A 22,069-nucleotide genomic window follows, 5' to 3' on the forward strand; every position below is an offset into this window, starting at 1 on the left:
TGGAGAATACACAATGACACATCCAACATGGCAACTAGATTTAGAAACTGGTGCGTTAGTGCTTACTCCGTGCCCAGGCACCAAGGAAGCTGACCTAGATGCATCTCTAGCTCAACTTAAAGCGCAAGGCGTAGAAGCGATTGTGACGGCTTTAGACAGTGACGAACTGGCGAGCAAGAATGTTTCTGAGCTAGGTGAAAAAGCACAAGCACTAGGCATGCAGTGGTTCCAAATCGAAATCGAAGACGATTGTGCACCAGGTGCTGATTTTGCTGCGAAATGGCAAGCGGCGAGCCCTGCGCTACACCAAGTTGTCGATAACGGCGGCAAAGTAGCGATGCATTGCATGGGCGGTTCTGGTCGCACTGGCTTACTGGCTGCACACCTGTTGCTAGAGAAGAGTTGGGATCTGAGCAAGATTGTTCAAGAGGTTCAGGCGCTTCGTCCAGGTGCTTTTACTAAACCTATTCAGGTTGAGTATATCAACGGCGTAGCTTCTGCGTAGCTCTTCATACTTGAAGCAGCAGCGTCGTTAACTGCGCAAATTCACCGGAGCGCCGGCCGCCCTAATCACATAGAACACCTATGCTCATAGGGCTGAACTTGCTTGTTGCCTAGCTGCAACTCCAATTATTTTGAGTATAAGTTAAGTGGAAAGTAAGAATTAGAGCTTTTGGACACCTATGATCTAAAAGCTCTTTTTGTTTAGATTGCAGAGATAGCGTTATGTTTTCAAATCTAAGTAAGAGCGTTCGCCAATACATGTTGGTGACATTCAACTACTGGAATTTCACCATTACTGATGGTGCACTTCGTATGCTGGTGGTCCTGTATTTTTACGACCTTGGTTACAGTTCGCTAGAGATCGCCTCACTGTTCCTTTTCTATGAATTCTTTGGTGTGGTGACTAACCTAATCGGTGGTTGGTTGGGCGCGCGTCTTGGCCTTAATAAGACCATGAACATCGGCTTAGGGATGCAAGTCTTCGCCTTGGGCATGTTGGCACTGCCATCGGCCATGTTGACTATTCCTTGGGTGATGGCAGCGCAGGCATTGTCTGGTATCGCTAAAGACCTCAATAAGATGAGTGCCAAGAGCTCAATCAAAACCTTGGTACCCGATGAACAGCAAGGTGCACTGTATAAGTGGATTGCGATTCTGACCGGATCTAAGAATGCGCTTAAGGGGGCAGGCTTCTTTATTGGTGGTTTGTTGCTTTCGACGATTGGCTTCCAATATGCAGTGCTTGCGATGGCCGCTGTGTTGACCTTGGTCTTCATTGGCAGTGTGCTGAGCTTAGAAGCGGACATGGGTAAGGCGAAGACCAAACCTAAGTTCAAACAGATCTTCTCTAAATCTGAATCCATCAACATCCTGTCTGCGGCGCGTATGTTCCTGTTTGGTGCTCGTGACGTGTGGTTTGTGATTGCTTTACCAATTTATCTGGGCAGCGTATTTGGTTGGGACCACTCATGGGTGGGGGGCTTCTTAGCGGCTTGGACTATCGCTTACGGTTTTGTGCAGGGTGTTGCTCCCAAGATTACGGGTAAGGCGCAAGGCAAGGTTCCAGACGGTCATGCCGCTTTATTATGGGCAGGTGCTCTGGCTATCGTGACAGGTGCTATTGCTTATGCGGTGCAAATAGGTTGGCAACCAGAGTTAGTGATCATTGGTGGTTTGATGGTGTTTGGTGCCATCTTCGCGGTGAACTCGTCCCTTCACTCATACCTGATTGTGAGCTACGCGAAAGGCGATGGTGTATCGCTTGATGTTGGCTTCTATTACATGGCGAATGCAATGGGCCGCTTGATTGGCACAATCTTGTCAGGCTTAGTATTCCAAATGGGCGGCTTGTCTGCGTGTTTGTGGGTATCGTTCGCATTCTTAGCGATAACGACGGTGATCTCTTTGCGTTTACCTAAGGTGCCGCAAACATCTGCCGCATAGGCCTCATTCGTAAGGGCGAAAGTTGCAACTGCTCATTCGTATAAGATTAATTCGCGATATGCTTCTCCTTTAACAATAAGCTGACTTGGTATTTATTCCGGTCAGCTTTTTTATTGCTATAGTAGAATGATTGAATATTAATCAGGCATTTACATGAAGCAGCGAATTCTCTTTTTTGATTTAGCACGATGTGTCGCGGCCGTAGCGGTTATCGCGATTCATGTTTTGGCGCCTTATCGCAACGAACTAGGAACGATTCCTTTCGGCGAATGGTTAACAGCAATCACCGTCAATGGCTTCAGCCGCTGGGCAGTGCCTGTCTTTATATTGATAACCGGCGCCTTGATGCTAAGCGATCAGCGCCCGTTTGATGCTAAATACTACCTCAAGCGACGTTTAGGCAAGGTATTGATACCTTTCATCGTCTGGTCGCTTTTCTATACCTACCTATCTGGTTGGTCTGCGATGGGCTTTGATGCTGACGTCAGTTGGGATGTGTTGCTTAATAGCTATCATCACTACACCTACTACCACCTTGGTTTCTTCTATTACTTTATCCCGCTCTACTTTGTGATTCCTTTCTTACAGATCATGGTCAGAAAGTATGGCGACAAAGCAGTCTATGGCTTTACAGCAGTGTGGCTGTTCACAACGTTACTGTTCTTACTGAGAATTGATGGTCCATGGAGTCATGAGTTATGGCTTTACACAGGCTACTTGCCACTGGGTTACCTGTTGTACAAGAAGGTGCCGCTCAACAAGTTCACCGTTGGGGTGAGTGCAGGACTTGGTGCGCTGGCGTTGTTAACCACGGTCTACATGGTGGTTGATGCGAGTCTAATTGCCGAGGAGTACACGGTTGGTCGTTGGTTATCATACAAAACGCTGAATACCGTATTAGCCGCTAGCATGGTGTTTATGTTGTGTCGTTACTACGGAGAAGGGTTATCTGAGAAAGGTAACCAAGTGGTTGGCTTTATCAGTAAGCACAGCTTAGGTATCTACCTGCTGCATCCTATCTTCTTGTGGCCGATGAAAGAGTTCGGTTGGTACCAAGGGCACCCTGCGTGGGTTATCCCATTGTGGATTGTGATCAGTGGCGCTGGTGCGCTGTGGATGAGTTGGATGGTATCTAAGTCTGAGAAAACGCGCTGGTTGTTGCCTTAGGCGTCAACACTAAGACCATTAGTTATTATCGCTGATGGTCGGTTTTGATGAATCGTTGAAGCGACTTACGATTAGCGCTTCAACGCAAAGTGTAAGAACTTATCGCCTTGGTAGGTCAAGGTTCCTTTGTCACCAGGATTAAGTGCGTGGAAATAGTGGATTCCGACTTGGAATTCTCGTTTCGGACCAACCATACCGCGTTGAACGTAAATCCAGTATTCTTGATCTTCTTGACCAGGTTCTGCATCAGGAAGGTCGATGGACTGTTTATCTAATACCGTCACGTTCACTTTCTTTTCTGGTGCGTTCTCGCCTTGCATATGTTTTCGATAAAAAACAAGAAACCCCCAGGCCGCTAGACCTGCGAGTGCAAAGATGGCAAAAAAGAGTGAGTTAGGCATATAACCTCCATGTAGTCGTGATGGTTATTCTAGTCTTTCGGGCAATAGGGATATGTGTTTAAAGCCGCTATTCGTGAACTGCTGTAAGCAAAGCTGATTATTTTTCGGCTGATATCACATTTAATGGCCAGTTTGGGATAAAGCATTGTTATTTATTGTCTCTTTCTCACGTAAATAGCGATGATTTTGTATAAGAATAAGGAAATGCTCGACTAGAATTATAGTGTGGAGTGGGAGGCCAAGATGACCGACATTGAAAAAGTGGTGACAAGAACTCGCAATATAGAAAAATTATTGAGACTTCAATATCACGCTGAAGGCGAAGGATTGCACGAGCTTGTGACAAGCTGTGAAGAAAGGCTACCGCACGATATGGTAAGTAAGCTGCGTTATATCGCAACGTGTCGTAACAAGGTAGTGAATGAGCATGACGCTCAGTTGGAAGACCAGCATAAATTCATCATGATGTGTAACGATTGTGAGAAGGAGCTGACTCCACGAAGCGGTCGTTTTATCTGGCGTGTTGCGATCTTATTGATGATGGCAATGACTTTAGCCGCGGCGGGTTTCTACTATGCGAACTGGGATGTGTTAACACTGCATCTGTTTTCGAAGTGAAAAATTTGAACAAAAAAAGGGACGCTCATGGCGTCCCTTTTTTTATCTGTAACTTGCTTAGTACATCATCGGTAGTGTCATTAGACCTACAACTACCGCGATCATTACAAGTCCTTGTCTTTGCGAAGATGAAATCATAACACTACTCCTAAATTTGGTTGTCTCTCGCTATGTTTTAAAGAATAGCCCACTTATAGGATTAGATCAAGAATTACTTTCGAAAGCCTTAAAAGTGGTAGAAAACTATTGGATACTGGCTTGTTTGGGGCTGTTTAACTGTGTTTTTTGGTGTGTTCTTATTTTGTTCGTTGTGATTCATGTTTGTTCTTATTTGATTTAAGTTGCTGTTTTATAATGGTTGTTATGTTTGATTTATATTGTTAAAGGTTGTTAAACTGTATTAATGGGGGTTGGTGGCTTCTAGGTCGAATTTGGTTTTGTTTGTGCGTTTTTGTCTTGGTTATGGTGGCTAATTTGATAAGGAGCTAGGAAAATTCTGACAAAAAGGAGCTGAATTAACGCAAGTTACTTACTTTACAAAGCTAGGGATGTTTGAGGTTTTTAATTCCTTTTTAATCTTTATTTTTTATATTTAAGTTTATGTATTTATTGATTTTTAATGTTGGTTTTTCTAATTTTAAAGTGTGGTTTTTGGCTGTTTTTGATGGGTTTTTGCGATTTGGCTAGGTTAGAAATGACCAAAATGAAAAGCTGGACGCTGTAAGGTGCTTTTCGATGGGTTTAACGAAGAATCGCTCTAGTTTTAAACGAATCATCGTTATCTCCGCGTAATTGTCATGGCTTCAACCGAAAGAGGCTCTTTTTAGTGGAAGCGTAATCAAGATCCAATTTTGAAAGGCTTAGGCTTTACATCAACACTCGTGTGCCTAGACTGGCGACGATTTAAAGCAATAGGGCAAGTGGTATGTGGAGTTGGTTAGCGGTTTCCTTATCTGGTATCGGAGCAATAGCAGGAACGAAACATGGACATATCGGTCAGGCCTTATCGTATAAGGTATTTACCTTTGTATTATTAGCGACTATTGCTTTAACTCAGTCGCTTGTGGCTGACTTTACCTATTGGATAGTCGCGGGGTTGGCTATCTCTGCGATCGCAGATGTGCTTCATACACTCACTCAAAAACGTCCTCTGCATTTTGTCTGCTTCTTATTGGCTCAACTCTGTTACAGCAAAGCTTTTTGGTTACAACTATCAGGTGAAATGGTTTGGTGGTTGTTCGCGTTGTTATTAGCAGCTTGCGTTGTTGCTTTCTTTTTACTGTTGCCACGCTTAGACAAACTCGTATTTCCTGTGGTCATCATGGGTATTGTGCTTATTCAGCTAGCATGGGCTTCTGGTGAGGTTTGGTTGCTGGATCCTCAACTATCACACGCGGTCGGTTTTGCTGGCTGTAGCGTGTTGCTCCTTTCGGCCTTGGCCTATGCACTAAATAGTTACCGTAGCCCGATCAAGGGGGCTTATTTTTGGGTAACGGGTAGTTACTTTCTGGCACACGCACTTATTGTCGCATCGATTACTATTTAGGGGAGAGCTCTCAAGCCTGAGCTACATCAAAACGACGTTGCTAAAACTCGGTACTCTACGTGTAATTCATTAAACATGAGATTGAGTTATGACGACTGAAATTCACGCACACAACGTTTTAAACCTGCTTAGTGAAAAGCCACTGACTCGCGAAGAGCTAACATTAGCGCTTGCTCAAACCTATGGGGAAGAAGCTCGCTTTCATACTTGTAAACTCAATGGTCTGGATTTAGATAGCCTGTTGAAGTTTTTCTTGAAGATGGAAAAGGTTGTCGTTGTCGATGATAAGCTTTGCACTAACCGCGAACGTGTGTGTAATCACTAATTCTTAGTGCCTTGTTTTATTCGTGAATAGAGAGTGGGTGCATGTTTCTGCTCCACTCTTTTCATTACCTTTCAATCTGCTTTCGCTAATTTACCTTCTTATAACATCCCCTTTTAAAAGCATCAGTTAACCCGCTTATCACTGCGTTCGAAAATCAATGTTGAGGCTGCTATACTCCGCGCACTTACGCTTTTCGAGACAAACTTATGGAAATCTTATCTGCAGCAACCATGCTGTTTCTTATCATGGACCCGCTTGGCAACCTGCCAATCGTGCTCTCTATCCTTAAGCATATTGACCCGAAGCGTCGCCGTATTGTTCTGATTCGTGAGCTGATGTTCGCACTGGTTATCTTGCTGCTATTCCTGTTTGCAGGCCAAAGCATCATGAACTTCCTGCACGTACAGCCTGAAACCTTGAGTATCTCTGGCGGTATCATTCTATTTATCATCGCGATTAAGATGATTTTCCCAAGCGCAGGCAGCATTACTGGCCTTGCGGCTGGTGAAGAGCCGTTTATTGTACCAATGGCGATCCCTATGATTGCAGGTCCGTCAGTGATTGCTGCACTGATTCTGCTGTCGACACAGCACCCAGACAATATGTTGGAGCTTTCAGCCGCTGTGATGCTGGCTTGGGGCGCTACCTTCTTCATTCTGATGTTTAATGGCTTCTTCCTACGAGTGTTGGGTGAGAGAGGGCTTAAAGCCATCGAGCGCTTGATGGGCTTGCTACTTGTTATGCTATCGACTCAAATGTTCTTGGATGGTGTGAAGGGCTACATGGGCTAGTGTTGCTATCATTACTCAATAAAAAACGCCGCTCTACTGAGCGGCGTTTTTGTATCTGTTACTTCGTTTTTATTTCGATTACATCATGTGCTTACGACGAATATCGAGTAGGGCAAAGACTCCGAAAATCAATATTGACCATTTCTCCCAGCGTGACATCTCGATCTTATCGCCGAAGGCACCGATAAAGATCAGCATCTGCAGGCCGTGCATGAAGAACAAGAATGCGGTCATGATATAAAGTGCAATCGCCGCATTACCCGGGAACGGGTAGAAAATATTGGTGATTAAGATAAACCAAACAAAGGCGATGGCTGCTTTTGCTAGTGGAAGCAAGAACTTCATTCAATAACTCCTATTCTTCAGTGATTCGATTAAACAGTCGGTAGCTCGACTGGCCGGTGGTCTTATCGCGATGTAATTCCCAGTTTTCTGGCATCGCTTCGAGTTTCAGCTCTTTCTCTGTCTCAACGTAAATGATGGCATCATCTGCAAGCCAACCATTGCTCTCAAGCAGTTGTACCGTCTCTGCTAATAAGCCTTTACGAAATGGAGGATCAAGGAAAACCATATCGTAAGGAGTGCCTGGCTTCTTAAGGAAAGAGATAGCATCAGTATTTACCACATTGATGTTGTCCGCTTTGAGCTCTTTAGCATTATCAGAAAGCTGCTTGGCGGCCTTTTGATTCATTTCGAGCAGCGTCACCATTTTTGCTTGGCGAGAAGCTGCTTCAAAACCTAAACCACCAGAACCTGCGAATACGTCTAAGCAGGTCGAATTTGGGATATCTTGTGCCACCCAGTTAAAGAGGGTCTCTTTTACTCGGTCAATGGTTGGGCGTAAGCCTTCTAAATCATGAACAGGTAGCTTTCTGCCTCTCCATGAGCCACTAATAATTCGAACAAAGCCACCGGATGGCTTTTTTTGTGATGTGTTTTGCTGGCGACGTCTTACCATAGATTTTTTGACCGCTAATAAAGTGATACTATACCGAGCCCAATTTAAGTTGGTTCGAGTATTAAGTAAATTTGCAATGACAAAGTGTATCAAGCTAAAAGCAAACTTATCACTGCTTTGTCATTTTTCTTTACTATTCGTTTGTACAAGCTTGTATTGTATAACAATAGCAAAGAGTCGACGTGCATTAAGTCAATACAGTTAATTAGTAGATCTAGGAAACTCCTCGGATGACGGAAAAAAAGAAGCGCGGATTATTATCGTGGCTTGGTTTTGGTGAAGAAGAACAAAGCCCAAAAACTCAGAATGAAGCGAACGTAGAAAACGTTGAAGATCAAACTGAAGTTGAATCACAAGTCGAGGCTGAACCAGCCGCGTCTGAAGCTGAAGTAATTAAATCAACTGAAGCTAAGTCAGTTGAATCTGAGCTTGCTGAATCAGAGCAAGCGCTTGAAGAAGCTCAACAAGAGCAGCAACCTGTCCCAGCAGAAGCAGAAGCAGAAGCAGAAGCAGAAGCAGAACAGGAAGAAGTCGTTGCTCCTAAAGCTCAAGTTGAAGAAGTTCAAGAGAAGCCGACAGAAAGCTTCTTTGCTCGCCTTAAGCGTAGTCTAAGCCGTACTAAAGCAAACATTGGTGCGGGCTTCTTTGGTCTGTTCAAAGGTAAGCAAATCGATGAAGATCTGTTTGAAGAGCTAGAAGAGCAGCTTCTGATCGCTGATGTGGGTATGAATACCACAGTGAAGATCATTGAAAACTTGACAGAAAAAGCATCTCGCAATGACCTAAAAGACGGTGAAGCGCTTTATGGTCTGCTCAAAGATGAGATGGCGGATATCCTCAGCCAAGTGGAACAGCCATTAGTTGTTGATACCACGAAAACACCTTACGTTATCTTAATGGTTGGTGTGAACGGTGTAGGTAAGACAACCACTATCGGTAAGCTAGCGAAGCAATTCCAAAACGAAGGCAAGAAAGTGATGCTAGCGGCGGGTGATACCTTCCGTGCAGCAGCCGTTGAACAACTTCAGGTTTGGGGTCAACGTAACGATGTACCTGTTATCGCTCAGCATACAGGTGCGGACAGTGCGTCAGTTATCTACGATGCGATTGAAGCGGCGAAAGCACGTGGCGTTGATGTCGTGATTGCCGATACAGCCGGTCGTTTGCAGAACAAGAGCAACCTAATGGAAGAGTTGCGTAAGATTGTTCGCGTAATGAAGAAGATTGATGACTCTGCACCACACGAAATCATGCTAACGCTTGACGCAGGTACAGGTCAGAACGCTATCAGCCAAGCAAAACTATTCAGTGAAGTTGCACCGGTAACGGGTATTACGCTAACTAAGCTTGATGGTACGGCGAAAGGTGGTGTGATTTTCTCAATTGCAGACCAGTTCCAGATTCCAATTCGTTACATTGGTGTTGGTGAAGGCATTGACGACTTACGTCCATTCGAGTCAAAAGACTTTATTGAAGCGCTATTTAGCCGCGAAGAGTAACGCGAGTAGCAAAGTGGTTTATCCTTAACCTGCTACCGTTTTAAATTTGATATTAGTGATCGTAAGAGGAATTTTCGGTGATCAAATTTCAGCAAGTGAGTAAAGCCTACCGAGGCGGACGCCAAGCGCTCCAAAAAGTGGACTTTCACCTCAAACGTGGAGAGATGGCATTTTTAGGCGGGCACTCCGGTGCTGGTAAAAGTACCTTGCTGAAGTTGATCTGCGCGATAGAGCGTCCAACCGATGGACGTGTCTGGTTCAACGATCACGACATCACACGTATCCCAGCTAAAGACATCCCGTTTTTACGCCGTAATATCGGGATTGTCTTTCAAGACCATCGCCTGCTGATGGATCGCTCGATCTTCGATAACGTTGCTCTGCCTATGCGTATTGAATCTATTTCTGAAAACGAAATAAAGCGCCGAGTGAGTGCTGCGTTGGATAAAACTGGCTTACTCGACAAAGCCCGTTGTTTACCAAGCCAACTTTCTGGTGGTGAACAGCAACGCGTGGGTATTGCTCGCGCTGTGGTGAACCGCCCAACTCTACTTTTAGCGGATGAACCGACGGGTAACTTAGATCCTGAATTATCTAACCGCGTATTGCGACTGTTTGAAGAGTTTAACCGTGCCGGTGTGACGATCATCCTAGCGACGCACGATATCGGGTTAGTGAACACTCGCCCTCAATATCGTCATCTTGAATTAAACCAAGGCTTTTTGAGTGAGGTTGAAGACTATGGCCGCTAATAAGCGCATCAAGAAACCTCAATCTAATCGAGCAGCAAGCCGCGCTTCAAGTGATGGCTTCTTTGTTGTGCATTGGAAACAAGCCAAGTCATCGTTCTCGCAGATGTGGCAGCGCCCGCTGGGTAATTTGCTGACCCTTGCGGTGATCTCAATGGCGTTGGCGATGCCTGCGTGTTTGTACCTATTGGGTAAAAACGTGGGTGAAGTGGCGCAAGATGTCACAAGCCCGTCACAAATTAGTGCTTATGTAGAGGATGGCATTCCTGAGCCTAGAGTAATGGTGCTCAAGGATGAAATTGAAAGTTGGGAGCAAGTTGAGCTGGTGGAATACATTTCACCGCAGCAAGGACTTGCCGATCTCAGCCAGTATTCTGGTTTCGAAGATGCCCTAACTATCTTAGACGACTATTCACTGCCTGGTGTATTGGTGATTACGCCAAGCGTACACAGCGATACTCAAATTAAAGAACTTGCTGGCACCGTTAAAAAGCAAGAGCTCGTCACCGATGTTCGCCTAGACGAAGATTGGTTGGCTAGACTAGACGCTATCAAAGCGTTAGCAGCCGTCATCGTAATTACCTTAACGGTATTGATGCTAGGCGCAGTATTTTTGATTATCGGCAATACATTACGATTTAATGTGTTGGCGCATAAAGAAGAGATTCAAACCATGAAGCTGATTGGTGCGACCGACAGCTACATCCTTCGCCCATACCTTTATGCTGGGATGTGGTTTGGTGTTTTAGGTTCGATTAGCGCTTGGGTAATGACGGCATTGATTACCGTATTACTGAATAGCGCAGTGGATGACTTGGCTCAGCTGTATGACAGCCACTTCCGCTTAATTGGCCTGAGCTGGGATGAATCTTTACTGCTTTTGATCGTCGGAACCCTGCTTGGTAGTGTGGCTGCGAAGCTTTCTGCACAGCGTCACCTAAAAGAAATTGAACCAGTTTAGGTGAATAGAGTCATATTTAGACGAAAAATAGGCACTTCTTAACCAGTTTTTGCCTTGTATAGACGAATTGATTATGCATAATTACTTCCCCCTCCTTGAAACCTGTTCATTTTAGGTTCAAGATTGTCGGGTTTTAATAGATGTATTACTCCAGATCAGAGATTGATGAGGAACCGAATGGCAAACCAAGCGTATCAAATGGCTTTAGTCACACAAGATAGTTTAGATAGCTATATCCGATCAGCGAACAGCTACCCAATGCTGACGCCTGAAGAGGAACGTGGACTTGCAGAGCGATTACATTACAAAGGTGAGATCGACGCTGCGAAAGGCTTGATCCTTTCTCACTTACGATTCGTGGTGCACGTTGCAAGAGGCTACTCTGGCTACGGGCTGCCAATGGCTGATCTCGTCCAAGAAGGTAACATCGGCTTGATGAAGGCTGTTAAGCGCTTCAATCCAGAAGTTGGTGTTCGATTGGTTTCTTTCGCAGTTCACTGGATAAAAGCTGAAATCCATGAATACGTGCTGCGTAACTGGCGCATCGTTAAAATAGCGACAACTAAGGCACAGCGTAAACTGTTCTTTAACCTTCGTAAGTCTAAAAAGCGTTTAGGTTGGTTTAATAACGGTGAAGTTGAGACGGTTGCTCGTGAGCTAGGTGTTGAGCCTTCTGAAGTTCGTGAAATGGAATCTCGCTTAGCGGCACAAGACGCGACGTTTGAAGCGCCTATGGACGATGACGACGGCGGTTCTGCTTACACAGCTCCAGTTTATTACCTAGAAGACAAAGCATCAGACGTTGCTGAAACGGTTGAAGCGGCTAACTGGGAGTCACACACCAATAATCGCCTAGGATTAGCACTAGCAAGCTTAGACGAGCGTAGCCAACACATTGTTCGCTCACGTTGGTTAGATGACAACAAAGCAACGCTACAAGACTTAGCGGATACCTACAGCATTTCTGCAGAGCGTGTTCGCCAATTAGAAAAGAATGCGATGAAGAAACTGAAACAAGCCGTTGGTGATTTCTAATAGCATTTAGTTCCTAATAATATTTGGTTTCTAATAGTAGCTAGCAAATAACTGAATTTTGAAAAGGCCGAGATCGAGAGATCTCGGCCTTTTTGTTTTGGATCGATTTCTCAAGTTTTGCGATCGAAATTTGCAAAATGATTTTGTGGATAACTCTGTGAGAAGTTTATTCGTCAGCTGTCTAAAAGCAGGGTGTAGTAAGGCTTTGAACGGGTTTTTCGAGTGGGGATATGTTTTAGTTAACCCACAGTTAGATCAGGATCATTACTACATGTTGTGGATCTATTTTTGAAAAGGCACTTTATTCACGCAATTCACAGATTTATCCACAAATGGTGTAAAAGTGATCGCTGGTGGATAACCTTATTAAGTGGATGTGATTGTTAGCCTTGGGATAGGTTACAATGGCAGCAAAGTAAATCAGTATAAAAAAGAGAAAGTCATGGACCAGTTTAAACATATCGACGTTAAAGGTGCTCAAGCCCTCATTGAACAAGGCGACGCTCGACTTGTCGATATACGTGACCCGCAGTCTTTTGCGGTTGCGCACTCAAAAACAGCCTACCACCTTACCAACGATACTATGGTGTCGTTCATGGATGAGGTTGAGTTCGAGCAACCTATCTTGGTGATGTGTTACCACGGTATTAGTAGCCAAGGTGCTGCACAATATTTAGTGAACCAAGGCTTTGAAGAGGTATATAGTGTAGATGGCGGTTTCGAAGCTTGGCACCGTGCTGAACTTCCTGTGATTGCTGGTTAATTACCTTTAAGCTTCAAGCATCTCTCATAGCATGAATAGGAAGTACCAATGATTAGATTGATGGTGTTAGACAACCCACGTCTTGCTCAAGCATTTATTGATTATATGGCGTCTCGTCAGATCCCTATTCAGATGTCTCCTGAGGGGGAAGGGCGTTTTGCGCTTTGGCTTATTGATGGTCAATTTCAGGTTGAAACCGAAGCTGAGCTCAATCGCTTCTTGTCGGAACCCAATCATAAGCGCTATCAAGCGGCGTCTTGGGACATGGCTGAGACCAGAAAGAGCAACTTCCATTATCACACGCCAAGTTTCATGGGCATGATAAAAGCCAAAGCTGGCCCTGTGACACTCAGTATCATGTTGGTATGTGTGGTGATTTTTGCTCTGCAACAGATAGGTTTCGGGCAGGCGATTTTTAATACCTTACATTTCCCAGCGGTTGATGGACAGCAATGGCAATTGTGGCGCTGGCTCAGTCACGCTGTTTTGCATTTCTCGGTTATGCACATAGCATTCAACATCTTGTGGTGGTGGCAACTGGGCGGAGATATTGAGAAAAAGTTAGGCGGCCTCAAGTTACTGCAGATCTTTGCTGTCTCTTCTGCGCTTTCTGGCGCGGGTCAGTATTGGGTGGAAGGTGCGAACTTCGGCGGCTTATCTGGAGTAGTGTATGCCTTGGTTGGTTACCTATGGGTAGTTGGCGCCAAAGCACCGCAACTTGGTTTGGGTATTCCAAGACAGATCGTCGGCTTTATGTTGGTGTGGTTGGTACTTGGGTATATGCAGCCGTTCATGGCTATCGCTAATACCGCTCACTTAGCAGGTTTGGTCGCAGGTGTGATTATCGGCTTTGTGGATTCAATGAAAGCGCCGAAATCGGCAACAAGCTAGCGTGCTAGTCACCGAGAATCGATAGATACAAAAAAGCGGCCAGATGAGCCGCTTTTTTATTGGGATTCGTTTTTACATCATTACTGATAAAGGTACTTGGTAAACAGTAAGTCAGCGATCAGGGTTTTGCCCGTTTCAGGCAGCAGAATCTTGTTGAGGTGTTCAACCAAAGTCTTTCTCAAATCTTCACGACCAGACAGAGATTTAATCGTTTCTTCGTTTTGTTTACCAAGTAATTCAATCACGGCATCGCGGATTAATGGTTGGTGATGCTCAATAGCAGCTAGGTCATTGCTGTTCGCGACCATGATATCGAGGCGAACCTGAATGTAGCCCAGTTTTTTACCTTTAGTATAAAAATTGGTGGTCAGGTCTGGCTCTAGCGTGAAGTAGGCGAGTTTGGGTGCCGATTCCTCTTCAGCGAAACTTGATGCTGAAAATAGTAGGGTAATCGCAAGAATTATTTGGGCTACATAACGTTTGTGCATATTTGTGACTTTTCTTTAGTTTATTCGCGATATTCGAAACGCATTAGTCTTGTTACAATGAGCGGTCTAAATCTAAATACGTTTACAATTCGAAGAACGCTTTAATTTTGTTCGAAAGTTGAAGCTTTATTGTACGTGTAAAGTCACCTATTGAATACTAGTATGAATCAGCCAATATCGCTGTATCTTAATTCGTTAATGAATGTAGATTGGCAAAGTACAGAAACATTTGATTTTCCTAATGAAACCACCAAAGAGTGGCTTATGGAGCAAGGTTCTCTTTCCCGCAAGTTGGGCAAGAGCTGTCAGCACCTGTCTGTTGAGTTGCTTCATAATCAAGTTGTAGAACGCTCAAGGCTACAACAAGACGAGGAACATCTTTTATCATCGTTTGATTGCTTACTGCGTAAAGTGATTTTAAAGGGTGATGGCGAACCGTGGGTGTTAGGTCGAACCTTGATTCCCCGAGTGACGCTAGAAGATCAGCATTCCGACCTTTCTCAACAAGGTAATGTCCCGCTTGGATTAACCGTTTTCAGCGCTGAGAACGTGGAGCGAGATGCGCTGCAAGTCGGTTGGGTTATCGCAGGCGATGAGCGATTGCTCGCCCGTCGTTCTCGATTATGGATGAACCATAAACCGATGCTTGTGGCAGAACTGTTTTTACCAACATCACCCATTTACTCTAAGGAGAGTGTGTAAATGCTTGCCACCAAAGCGAAGGCGTATTGGCAATTAACGCGAATGAATCGCCCGATTGGTACCCTATTACTTCTTTGGCCTACGTTATGGTCGCTGATTATCGCCGCACAAGGCATGCCGGACTTGGATGTCTTGGCTGTTTTCGTACTCGGTGTGGTACTGATGCGTTCAGCTGGCTGTGTGATCAATGATTTTGCCGATCGCAAAGTTGATGGACACGTTAAACGCACCAAGCAGCGTCCATTACCTTCAGGTTTGGTTTCCAGTAAAGAAGCGATAATCTTATTTTTAGTGCTAGCTGTGGTTTCATTCTTGTTGGTGCTCACCATGAACCCGCTAACCATCAAGCTCTCTTTTATCGGCGTTGGCTTAGCGTTCATTTACCCTTTCATGAAGCGTTTTACACACCTTCCACAGTTGTTCCTTGGATTAGCGTTTAGCTGGGCAATTCCAATGGCATGGGCAGCACAAACCAATGAACTACCAAGTGTGGTCTGGTTTATCTTTGTTATTAATGCGCTGTGGACGATTGCTTACGATACGCAATATGCGATGGTTGACCGAGACGATGATCTGAAAATTGGCATCAAGTCGACGGCTATTTTATTCGGGCGCTTCGATAAGCTGATTGTTGGCTTCTTGCAACTTGTGACACTGGCGATGTTGATTGCTCTGGGCATGCATTACCAACTGGGTGATACCTTCTACTGGGCATTGTTAGTGGCTGGTAGCTTGTTTGTGTACCAACAACACCTGATGCGTCATCGCGACCGAGATTTATGTTTCCAGGCCTTCCTGAACAACAACTACGTTGGAATGGCAGTCACCGTTGGCTTGTTTATTACCTTCTGGTAAGCAGTTGTTAGAGTAATAGAATACAAAAATAAAAAGGCACCCATCGGGTGCCTTTTTTGATCGTTTAGCCTAGCGAATAAAGCGAGCTTGCCAAGCGGTTACTCTACTTGGTGGATGCTCTCTTGAATCGTCAAGCGTACTTCTGGGTAAAGCATTGAGTAAAGAAGCTTAGCGAATTGCTGAGTCTTTTCTAAATCGCAGTTACCATCGTTATCTAGATACTGTTGCTGCTTAAGCGTTGCAAACATCGATGCGAATACACCTTTGTCGAAGAACTCTGGCGCATTGATACCTTGTAGGCGACCAAGGCGCTGTGCGATGTCCTGGCTCTTCTGCTCAAGATCAGACTTATCCAGTTCAGGATTTTCTGCCAATAAGTTGAGAGCAATAGAGTAGCGCTGTAGCGTCTCTGAGATCGTACGACCTAGTAGCATCAGTGCTTGGCTGTTCGATTGGTTGATGGTGACTTCATTGTCCGACACCATCAGCATGCCTTGGCTGACAAGCTCATCAATGATGTTCGCAACCACAGTCTCAAGCTGATCTTCGTCGTAGCTTAAGAACAACTCTTTCTTCAAGAACGGGTAGATAGCAGCTACGTTCTCTTGAATTGCGTCAATTGATAAGCCGCGCTGACGAATGGTCATCTGAGCAATTAACGACGGCAGAGCAAACAAGTGAATGATGTTGTTACGGTAGTAAGTCATCAGAATCGATTGGTGACGATCAAGTGAAATGATGTCGCCCATAGAATCGGATTCAATCAGGAACTTGTTCAATGATTCCGCGTGTTTTACCAACTCTTCTGCGCTGTCTTTTGGTACCGTGAACGTGTCTGAGTAAGGCACATTCTTAAGTAGAGACAAGTAGCAGTTGATCTGAGAAACCAAAGAGTCACGAGACAACGCACGCTGACGCGACGCAAGCAGAGCCGTTGCACACAGTGTCAGTGCGTTGGTCGCGGCCGCATCGTTAATGTGCGTCATCATCTTGGTGGCAAGATCATTCACCACAGGAGCCATCCATTGTGGTTTGCTGGTACCCATTGGGTCGATGTCTTTAGTCCACTCTGGCGAATGCTCATTCAGATATTGGTTTAGCTGAATCGGCTCACCGAAGTTCACGTAGCCCTTACCAAAGTTACGCAGTTTACGGATAGTACGAATTACTAGGCTCGCGTTTTCTTTCTCTTTACGCTTACCACGCAACTCTTTCGCGTAAGTCGCGACTTCCATTACGTGCTCGTAACCGATGTACACAGGAACAAGTGTGACTGGGCGGTTCATGCCACGCAGCATTGCTTGGATTGTCATCGCTAGCATGCCGGTTTTAGCTTGTAGCAAACGACCAGTACGAGAACGGCCACCTTCGCTGAAGTACTCTACCGAGTAACCTTTAGCGAACAATTCCGCTAGGTATTCACGGAAAATAGTCGAGTACAGCTTGTTGCCTTTGAAGCTACGACGAATAAAGAACGCACCACCGTGACGGAAAATAGGACCGGCAGGGAAGAAGTTCAGGTTGATACCAGCAGCGATGTGCGGAGGTACCATGCCTTCGTGGTAAAGCACGTAAGAAAGCAGCAAGTAGTCCATGTGACTACGGTGACAAGGGACATAAACGATCTCGTGACCATCTTGCGCCAGTTTACGAACCGTTGAAGCGTTGCTGATGTGCAGGCCTTGGTACAGTTTATTCCATAGCCAACCAAGAATTTTCTCACCACGCTTGATCAGCGAGTAAGAGAAGTTCGCAGCGATCTCGTCCATGATGTCTTGAGCTTCTTTGCTCGCTTTTTCGATCGAGATGTTCTTTGATTTCGCTTCGTCTTCTATCGCCTTTTTGATCGCTTCTGATTTTAGTAGGCGATCGAACAGTGCTTGGCGGCTTGGCAGGTTAGGGCCAGAGGCAGCAAGTTTTTGACGAGAGAAGTGGATTCGAGCTACACGCGCCAGTTTGTGTGCGATGGTGCTGTCAGTACCGTGTGAGTTAGCCATGTAACGTAGAGAAACCACAGGGCTGAAGCGCACTAAACAGTCGCGACCTGCAAGTAATACCGCTTTAGACTTCTCTAAGCCGTTCATTGCTTGTAGGTAAGGTTTCTGGTTATTCTCTTTACCAGGCTTACGTCCCCACAGCACTGTGGCTGGGATAACTTGAACATCGAGCTCAGAGTCTTCAGCATGCAGTGAAAGCAGCTCAGAGAAAACTTCAATAGAAGAGCTTGGTACATAATCATCGTCTTGCAGCAGTGTTTTGCGAGAAGAGATAAAAACGTAGCGTTGCAGTGATTTGCCACTTATTTCAAGCTTGCTTAATGGATCAGGTAGGCCTAATTCCAACGCATGCTTTTGTAGCGTCAGCAGGTCGACACTTGAGCGAAACGGTAAGGCGTATACAATCGGTTTGCCTAAATCAATGTTCAAATCCTCAACTGGGTTTGAAGGGATTGATGTGCCTTTTACCAAAACGGATAAAGGTAGCTTCATTAATGAACGTGAAAAAGATTGTCCAGAAGACATATAGGTTCACTGCCTCAATAGTTATTTCAATGTGCTTAAGCGTATCTCTATTTCTATGATGAAAAGGATAAAACCTATGAGTGAAATAGGGATAGGCCTAGGCGTAAATTTAATCGATGCAAGAATACCAGAAACTGGTCTAACCTTTTAATGGAAATAGTCATATTGCCGTTAAGTTTGTGGAAAATCATTCATCGACTGATTGAGTATAGGGTTAAAAATGGCGAAAAAATCAAACACCGGATTCAAACGTATCGTGAAAGCGGCAGGCTTTTCATGGCAAGGCATCACGAGTTCGTTTAAAAACGAGGCCGCATTTCGACAAGAAGTGTTTATGGCTGCGGTGCTTATTCCGTTGGCGTTTTACCTAGACGTAAGCCAAGTAGAGCGAATCTTGATGATCTCGTCGGTTGTGTTGGTGATGGTGGTTGAATTGATCAATACCGCGATAGAAGCGGTCGTCGATCGAATTGGCAGCGAACATCATGAGTTATCTGGGATGGCGAAAGATGTCGGTTCAGCGGCCGTTTTCATCTGTTTGGCGCTCGCGGGTTATGTGTGGTTAGAGATCTTGTTTTTGTAATTCGTTAAAAATGAACTAAAAACAACCAATTGCTTTGCTTTTGTTCAGTTACTGGATATACTCACAGTCAACTGTATAAAAAGACAGGTGAATCATGAAGCCGTTAACGCCCCGCCAGCAACAAGTCTTTGACCTTATCAAAGGTAAGATCGAAGATTCCGGTATGCCACCGACACGTGCAGAAATCGCGCGTGAACTAGGCTTCCGTTCTGCTAATGCTGCAGAAGAACATTTGAAAGCTCTTGCTCGTAAAGAAGCGATTGAGATTATCCCGGGTGCGTCTCGCGGTATTCGTATTTTGCTTGAAGATGCAGCAAACGAAGAGCAAGGTTTACCATTAATCGGTCAGGTTGCCGCTGGTGAGCCTATTCTGGCTCAAGAGCATGTAGAAATGCATTACCAAGTTGACCCTGGCATGTTTAAACCACAGGCTGACTTCCTACTTCGTGTAAATGGCGAAAGTATGAAAGACATCGGTATTATGGATGGTGATTTACTGGCTGTTCATAAAACTCAAGATGTTCGCGATGGTCAGGTTGTCGTGGCGCGTGTCGACGATGATGTAACGGTAAAACGCCTAGAACGTAAAGGTTCAACAGTGCTGTTACATGCTGAAAATGAAGAGTTTTCTCCAATCCATGTCGATCTTGAATCTCAACACTTGTCTATTGAAGGCCTTGCTGTTGGTATCATTCGTAACACCGACTGGATGTAGTCATTACACACAGCTTATTGATATTTATTCTCAATAACTTGTTATTGTAATTGATATTCATTATCATCTTCTTTGTCGAGATACAAGGAAGATGATGATGCCAAACCCAACCAAACCTCAAACAAAGCCGCTTACTCGTAAGCCGCGCGCCTCTGATCAAAGGGCTTCTTCTGCTCAAGGGTCTGCTCATCAAGAATTTCAAGTTCCGACGAATCTTGTTCAACATCTTTGGTTTCGCAGCCGCGAAAGCCTTGCCGACGATGGCTTAGTTTATGACCCTATTGCAGCTCAAGCCTGCAAGCGTTGCCAACTCGCACCTGAATGCCTTACCGGTGAACTCGACCAACAACAACTCCTTTACGCGACTCTGACTCAACTTTGTGATTCTCAAATTCAACAGTTTTTATCTCATAACCCAGATGCTTGGGTTATTAACGTGGGAGCAGGGCTCGATACCCGTTTCTACCGTTTAGATAATGGTCGCTGTCATTGGGTTGAGCTGGATGTAACCGAGAATCTGCTTTGGCGACAACGCTTGTTCCACAAAAATGAACGCTATCGTTTAGAGTGTGGCTCTGTTGACGACTTAACTTGGTTAGATGAACTTAATATCCCAGAGCAAGCATCGGTGATGGTGGTGTGTGAACATGCTCTGCTTGATTGTAATGAACAGCAGACCGCGCACTTTATTCAGTCTCTGAGCCGCTACTTTACTCATGCACATGCGTGTTTAGTATTAGCGGGAGACAAAAGCTCAAGCACTCTAGGCAAAAAGCTTGGTTCTGGTGACTATGCTCATGGCTTATCTTCCCCAGTTGATAGCATTCTAAATTGGTTACCATGGACGCAATGGGTAAAAGCCTTTTCTCCACTAGATCAGCAATGTAATCGTTGGAAATTATGGCAGCGATTATTGTGCAAGATCTCTCAAGTCAAAAAGCGTTTAACACCACAATTGGTGTTGGTTAAATGGTAGTGTCAACGGTTTAGTTTACAAATCACTAAAGCCCACCTCGCCATAAGCAAAACCTCGCAACATAGTGAAAGCCTACTCACTAGGTTAAACTATCGCCTCTAATCAAAGAGGTGATCGTGAAGTTATTTAATCCCCAAACTATTTTTCAAACGCTATCTAATCAAGCAATGCACAAACAAGTGCTGTTGCTCGCGATCCCGATGGTTCTTTCCAATATTACCGTTCCACTTCTTGGCTTAGTCGATGCCGCGGTTATCGGTCACCTGGAGCATTCATGGTATCTCGGTGGTGTGGCATTAGGTGGAACTATGATCAGCGTGACCTTCTGGCTGCTCGGTTTTTTGCGTATGTCGACAACTGGGCTTGCAGCACAATCTTATGGCGCAGGCGATGGCAAGCAGCTCGGTTTGGTGTTTGTGCAAGGTGTGACCATGGCCTTAGGGTTTGCTGGTGTCTTCTTACTCTTGCATAGCTTGGTTGCGGATCTGGTTTTCTCTTTGAGTAGTGCCAGTGATCAAGTGAAACACTATGGTCAGCAGTATTTTTCAATCCGAGCATGGAGTGCACCTGCTGCGCTCACTAACTTTGTGATTTTGGGTTGGCTACTTGGTACCCAAAATGCCAAAGCGCCAATGTGGATGGTGATTATCACCAATATCACCAACATCGTTTTGGATATCGTATTTGTTATTGGTCTTGGGTGGCAGGTTGAAGGTGCCGCGTTGGCATCAGTAATGGCTGATTATGCAGGCTTAACGTTTGGCTTAATCTGCGTTTATCGAATCTGGATTAAGAGACAACTTCCTTCACCGTGGGATTTGCTTAAGAAAACCAGTCAAGGCTTGAGCCGTTTCGTAAAACTGAATCGCGATATCTTTCTCCGCTCATTATGTCTACAAGCTACTTTTACTTTTATGACTTTCCAAGGGGCAAGCTTTGGCGATGATGTTGTGGCGGCTAATGCGGTATTGATGAGCTTTTTGATGATCATCTCTTATGGGATGGATGGCTTCGCTTACGCGATGGAAGCCATGGTCGGTAAAGCGATTGGCGCGAAAGATAAAGATGAATTAAACCAATCATTGATTGGCACCTTTTTCTGGAGCTTCAATATTTGCTTGGTACTCACTATCGTGTTCGCGATTGCAGGGTCTAGTTTGATTAATATGATCACCACAATCCCAGACGTGAAGAGCCAAGCTGAAGTGTATTTACCGTGGTTAATCGCAATGCCGCTGGTCTCTATGTGGTGCTTCCTACTTGATGGTATTTTTGTTGGGGCAACCAAGGGTAAAGATATGCGCAATAGCATGTTTGTTGCGACCTGCAGTTTCTTCGCGATTTTCTTCCTAGCATCTAGCTTAGAAAACCATGCTCTGTGGCTGGCGATGCTGAGCTTTATGGCAATGCGCGGAATTGGTCTTGGGGTGTTGTTTGTTTCTCAGTGGAAGAAGGGGGAGTTTCTCGCTTAGCTCTGAGGGCTCTGTTTGTGGAGAGTAAATGAGGCTGTACAGGTAAAGGGGTATTTAGAACATCATGATCTAATTGCTATCATCGTCATATCATTCAGTATCTTA

Annotated in this window: 24 protein-coding genes; 19 read left to right on the forward strand and 5 right to left on the reverse strand. The window is 44.9% G+C overall.

The features are described 5' to 3' along the window. The first annotated feature begins 13 nt into the window (after positions 1 to 13). The 3 genes from L1D37_RS21895 to L1D37_RS21905 all read left to right on the forward strand — a co-directional run bounded on the left by L1D37_RS21895 (position 14) and on the right by L1D37_RS21905 (position 3,114). Complete coding sequence (locus L1D37_RS21895) at positions 14 to 505, forward strand: cyclin-dependent kinase inhibitor 3 family protein (RefSeq protein WP_239849176.1); 492 nt, start codon at positions 14 to 16, stop codon at positions 503 to 505. 221 nt (positions 506 to 726) lie between these two features. Beyond that, positions 727 to 1,947, forward strand: a complete 1,221-nt coding sequence (gene arsJ / locus L1D37_RS21900; RefSeq protein ID WP_239849177.1) for an organoarsenical effux MFS transporter ArsJ — start codon at positions 727 to 729, stop codon at positions 1,945 to 1,947. 153 nt (positions 1,948 to 2,100) lie between these two features. After that, positions 2,101 to 3,114: an acyltransferase gene (locus L1D37_RS21905; protein ID WP_137002210.1), complete on the forward strand. Its 1,014-nt coding sequence runs from the start codon at positions 2,101 to 2,103 to the stop codon at positions 3,112 to 3,114. A gap of 71 nt (positions 3,115 to 3,185) precedes the next feature. Here L1D37_RS21905 and L1D37_RS21910 read toward each other — a convergent pair whose 3' ends face one another. After that, entirely contained in the window at positions 3,186 to 3,515 is a 330-nt protein-coding gene (locus L1D37_RS21910; RefSeq protein ID WP_132764908.1) for a DUF2500 domain-containing protein, read from the reverse strand. Between the two features lie 243 nt (positions 3,516 to 3,758). On the opposite strand from L1D37_RS21910, the gene L1D37_RS21915 reads away from it, so the two are divergent. The 4 genes from L1D37_RS21915 (at position 3,759) to L1D37_RS21930 (ending at position 6,795) form a co-directional block, all read left to right on the forward strand. Continuing rightward, complete coding sequence (locus tag L1D37_RS21915; protein WP_017633159.1) at positions 3,759 to 4,133, forward strand: hypothetical protein; 375 nt, start codon at positions 3,759 to 3,761, stop codon at positions 4,131 to 4,133. A 925-nt stretch (positions 4,134 to 5,058) separates the two neighbouring features. Further along, complete coding sequence (locus L1D37_RS21920; protein WP_239849178.1) at positions 5,059 to 5,679, forward strand: lysoplasmalogenase; 621 nt, start codon at positions 5,059 to 5,061, stop codon at positions 5,677 to 5,679. A gap of 88 nt (positions 5,680 to 5,767) precedes the next feature. After that, positions 5,768 to 6,004 carry a YecH family metal-binding protein gene (locus L1D37_RS21925; protein WP_017066763.1) on the forward strand — a complete coding sequence of 79 codons (237 nt, stop codon included), beginning with the start codon at positions 5,768 to 5,770 and terminating at the stop codon, positions 6,002 to 6,004. A 206-nt stretch (positions 6,005 to 6,210) separates the two neighbouring features. Then, positions 6,211 to 6,795, forward strand: a complete 585-nt coding sequence (locus tag L1D37_RS21930; protein ID WP_017061035.1) for a YhgN family NAAT transporter — start codon at positions 6,211 to 6,213, stop codon at positions 6,793 to 6,795. Positions 6,796 to 6,873: 78 nt separating this feature from the next. Here L1D37_RS21930 and L1D37_RS21935 read toward each other — a convergent pair whose 3' ends face one another. Together L1D37_RS21935 and rsmD are read right to left on the reverse strand one after the other, a co-directional pair. Further along, positions 6,874 to 7,140: a DUF1145 domain-containing protein gene (locus L1D37_RS21935; protein ID WP_215407815.1), complete on the reverse strand. Its 267-nt coding sequence runs from the start codon at positions 7,138 to 7,140 to the stop codon at positions 6,874 to 6,876. A gap of 10 nt (positions 7,141 to 7,150) precedes the next feature. After that, the gene (gene rsmD, locus L1D37_RS21940) at positions 7,151 to 7,753 is read right to left on the reverse strand and encodes a 16S rRNA (guanine(966)-N(2))-methyltransferase RsmD (RefSeq protein WP_176680586.1); all 603 of its coding nucleotides are present in this window, start codon (positions 7,751 to 7,753) and stop codon (positions 7,151 to 7,153) included. Between the two features lie 230 nt (positions 7,754 to 7,983). Here rsmD and ftsY point away from each other — a divergent pair, with 230 nt between their 5' ends. The 6 genes from ftsY to glpG all read left to right on the forward strand — a co-directional run bounded on the left by ftsY (position 7,984) and on the right by glpG (position 13,651). After that, a complete protein-coding gene (ftsY, locus tag L1D37_RS21945) occupies positions 7,984 to 9,252 on the forward strand; it encodes a signal recognition particle-docking protein FtsY (protein ID WP_239849179.1) in 1,269 nt (422 codons plus the stop codon). 77 nt (positions 9,253 to 9,329) lie between these two features. Further along, complete coding sequence (gene ftsE, locus L1D37_RS21950) at positions 9,330 to 10,004, forward strand: cell division ATP-binding protein FtsE (protein ID WP_004740528.1); 675 nt, start codon at positions 9,330 to 9,332, stop codon at positions 10,002 to 10,004. Beyond that, on the forward strand, positions 9,994 to 10,962 hold the full coding sequence (gene ftsX, locus L1D37_RS21955; RefSeq protein WP_137002207.1) for a permease-like cell division protein FtsX: 969 nt from the start codon (positions 9,994 to 9,996) through the stop codon (positions 10,960 to 10,962). Before ftsE ends, ftsX begins: the two co-directional genes overlap by 11 nt. 177 nt (positions 10,963 to 11,139) lie before the next feature. Beyond that, positions 11,140 to 11,997, forward strand: a complete 858-nt coding sequence (gene rpoH, locus L1D37_RS21960; RefSeq protein WP_017055518.1) for an RNA polymerase sigma factor RpoH — start codon at positions 11,140 to 11,142, stop codon at positions 11,995 to 11,997. A gap of 442 nt (positions 11,998 to 12,439) precedes the next feature. Beyond that, a complete protein-coding gene (glpE, locus tag L1D37_RS21965; protein WP_076651411.1) occupies positions 12,440 to 12,760 on the forward strand; it encodes a thiosulfate sulfurtransferase GlpE in 321 nt (106 codons plus the stop codon). A 48-nt stretch (positions 12,761 to 12,808) separates the two neighbouring features. Beyond that, positions 12,809 to 13,651 carry a rhomboid family intramembrane serine protease GlpG gene (gene glpG, locus L1D37_RS21970; protein ID WP_239849180.1) on the forward strand — a complete coding sequence of 281 codons (843 nt, stop codon included), beginning with the start codon at positions 12,809 to 12,811 and terminating at the stop codon, positions 13,649 to 13,651. Positions 13,652 to 13,731: 80 nt separating this feature from the next. On the opposite strand, the gene L1D37_RS21975 is transcribed toward glpG, so the two are convergent. Beyond that, on the reverse strand, positions 13,732 to 14,139 hold the full coding sequence (locus tag L1D37_RS21975) for a flagellar basal body-associated protein FliL (protein ID WP_017061041.1): 408 nt from the start codon (positions 14,137 to 14,139) through the stop codon (positions 13,732 to 13,734). A 162-nt stretch (positions 14,140 to 14,301) separates the two neighbouring features. Between L1D37_RS21975 and L1D37_RS21980 the strand changes: the two genes are divergently transcribed. Both L1D37_RS21980 and ubiA read left to right on the forward strand, forming a co-directional pair. Then, positions 14,302 to 14,841 carry a chorismate lyase gene (locus L1D37_RS21980; protein ID WP_164913326.1) on the forward strand — a complete coding sequence of 180 codons (540 nt, stop codon included), beginning with the start codon at positions 14,302 to 14,304 and terminating at the stop codon, positions 14,839 to 14,841. Beyond that, complete coding sequence (gene ubiA / locus L1D37_RS21985) at positions 14,842 to 15,696, forward strand: 4-hydroxybenzoate octaprenyltransferase (RefSeq protein WP_239849181.1); 855 nt, start codon at positions 14,842 to 14,844, stop codon at positions 15,694 to 15,696. It abuts the gene before it with no gap. Between the two features lie 98 nt (positions 15,697 to 15,794). Here ubiA and plsB read toward each other — a convergent pair whose 3' ends face one another. Continuing rightward, the gene (plsB, locus tag L1D37_RS21990; RefSeq protein WP_239849182.1) at positions 15,795 to 18,218 is read right to left on the reverse strand and encodes a glycerol-3-phosphate 1-O-acyltransferase PlsB; all 2,424 of its coding nucleotides are present in this window, start codon (positions 18,216 to 18,218) and stop codon (positions 15,795 to 15,797) included. Between the two features lie 220 nt (positions 18,219 to 18,438). Between plsB and L1D37_RS21995 the strand changes: the two genes are divergently transcribed. The 4 genes from L1D37_RS21995 (at position 18,439) to dinF (ending at position 21,964) form a co-directional block, all read left to right on the forward strand. Continuing rightward, positions 18,439 to 18,801: a diacylglycerol kinase gene (locus L1D37_RS21995; RefSeq protein ID WP_132788353.1), complete on the forward strand. Its 363-nt coding sequence runs from the start codon at positions 18,439 to 18,441 to the stop codon at positions 18,799 to 18,801. A gap of 94 nt (positions 18,802 to 18,895) precedes the next feature. Next, a complete protein-coding gene (gene lexA, locus L1D37_RS22000) occupies positions 18,896 to 19,516 on the forward strand; it encodes a transcriptional repressor LexA (protein WP_019820514.1) in 621 nt (206 codons plus the stop codon). Between the two features lie 97 nt (positions 19,517 to 19,613). After that, positions 19,614 to 20,492, forward strand: a complete 879-nt coding sequence (locus tag L1D37_RS22005) for a class I SAM-dependent methyltransferase (protein WP_239849183.1) — start codon at positions 19,614 to 19,616, stop codon at positions 20,490 to 20,492. 116 nt (positions 20,493 to 20,608) lie between these two features. After that, positions 20,609 to 21,964 carry an MATE family efflux transporter DinF gene (gene dinF, locus L1D37_RS22010; protein WP_239849184.1) on the forward strand — a complete coding sequence of 452 codons (1,356 nt, stop codon included), beginning with the start codon at positions 20,609 to 20,611 and terminating at the stop codon, positions 21,962 to 21,964. Positions 21,965 to 22,069 lie beyond the last annotated feature (105 nt).

The organism is Vibrio sp. Isolate33, from assembly GCF_022397895.1.
In the GTDB taxonomy this organism is placed as follows: Bacteria; Pseudomonadota; Gammaproteobacteria; order Enterobacterales; family Vibrionaceae; genus Vibrio; species Vibrio pomeroyi.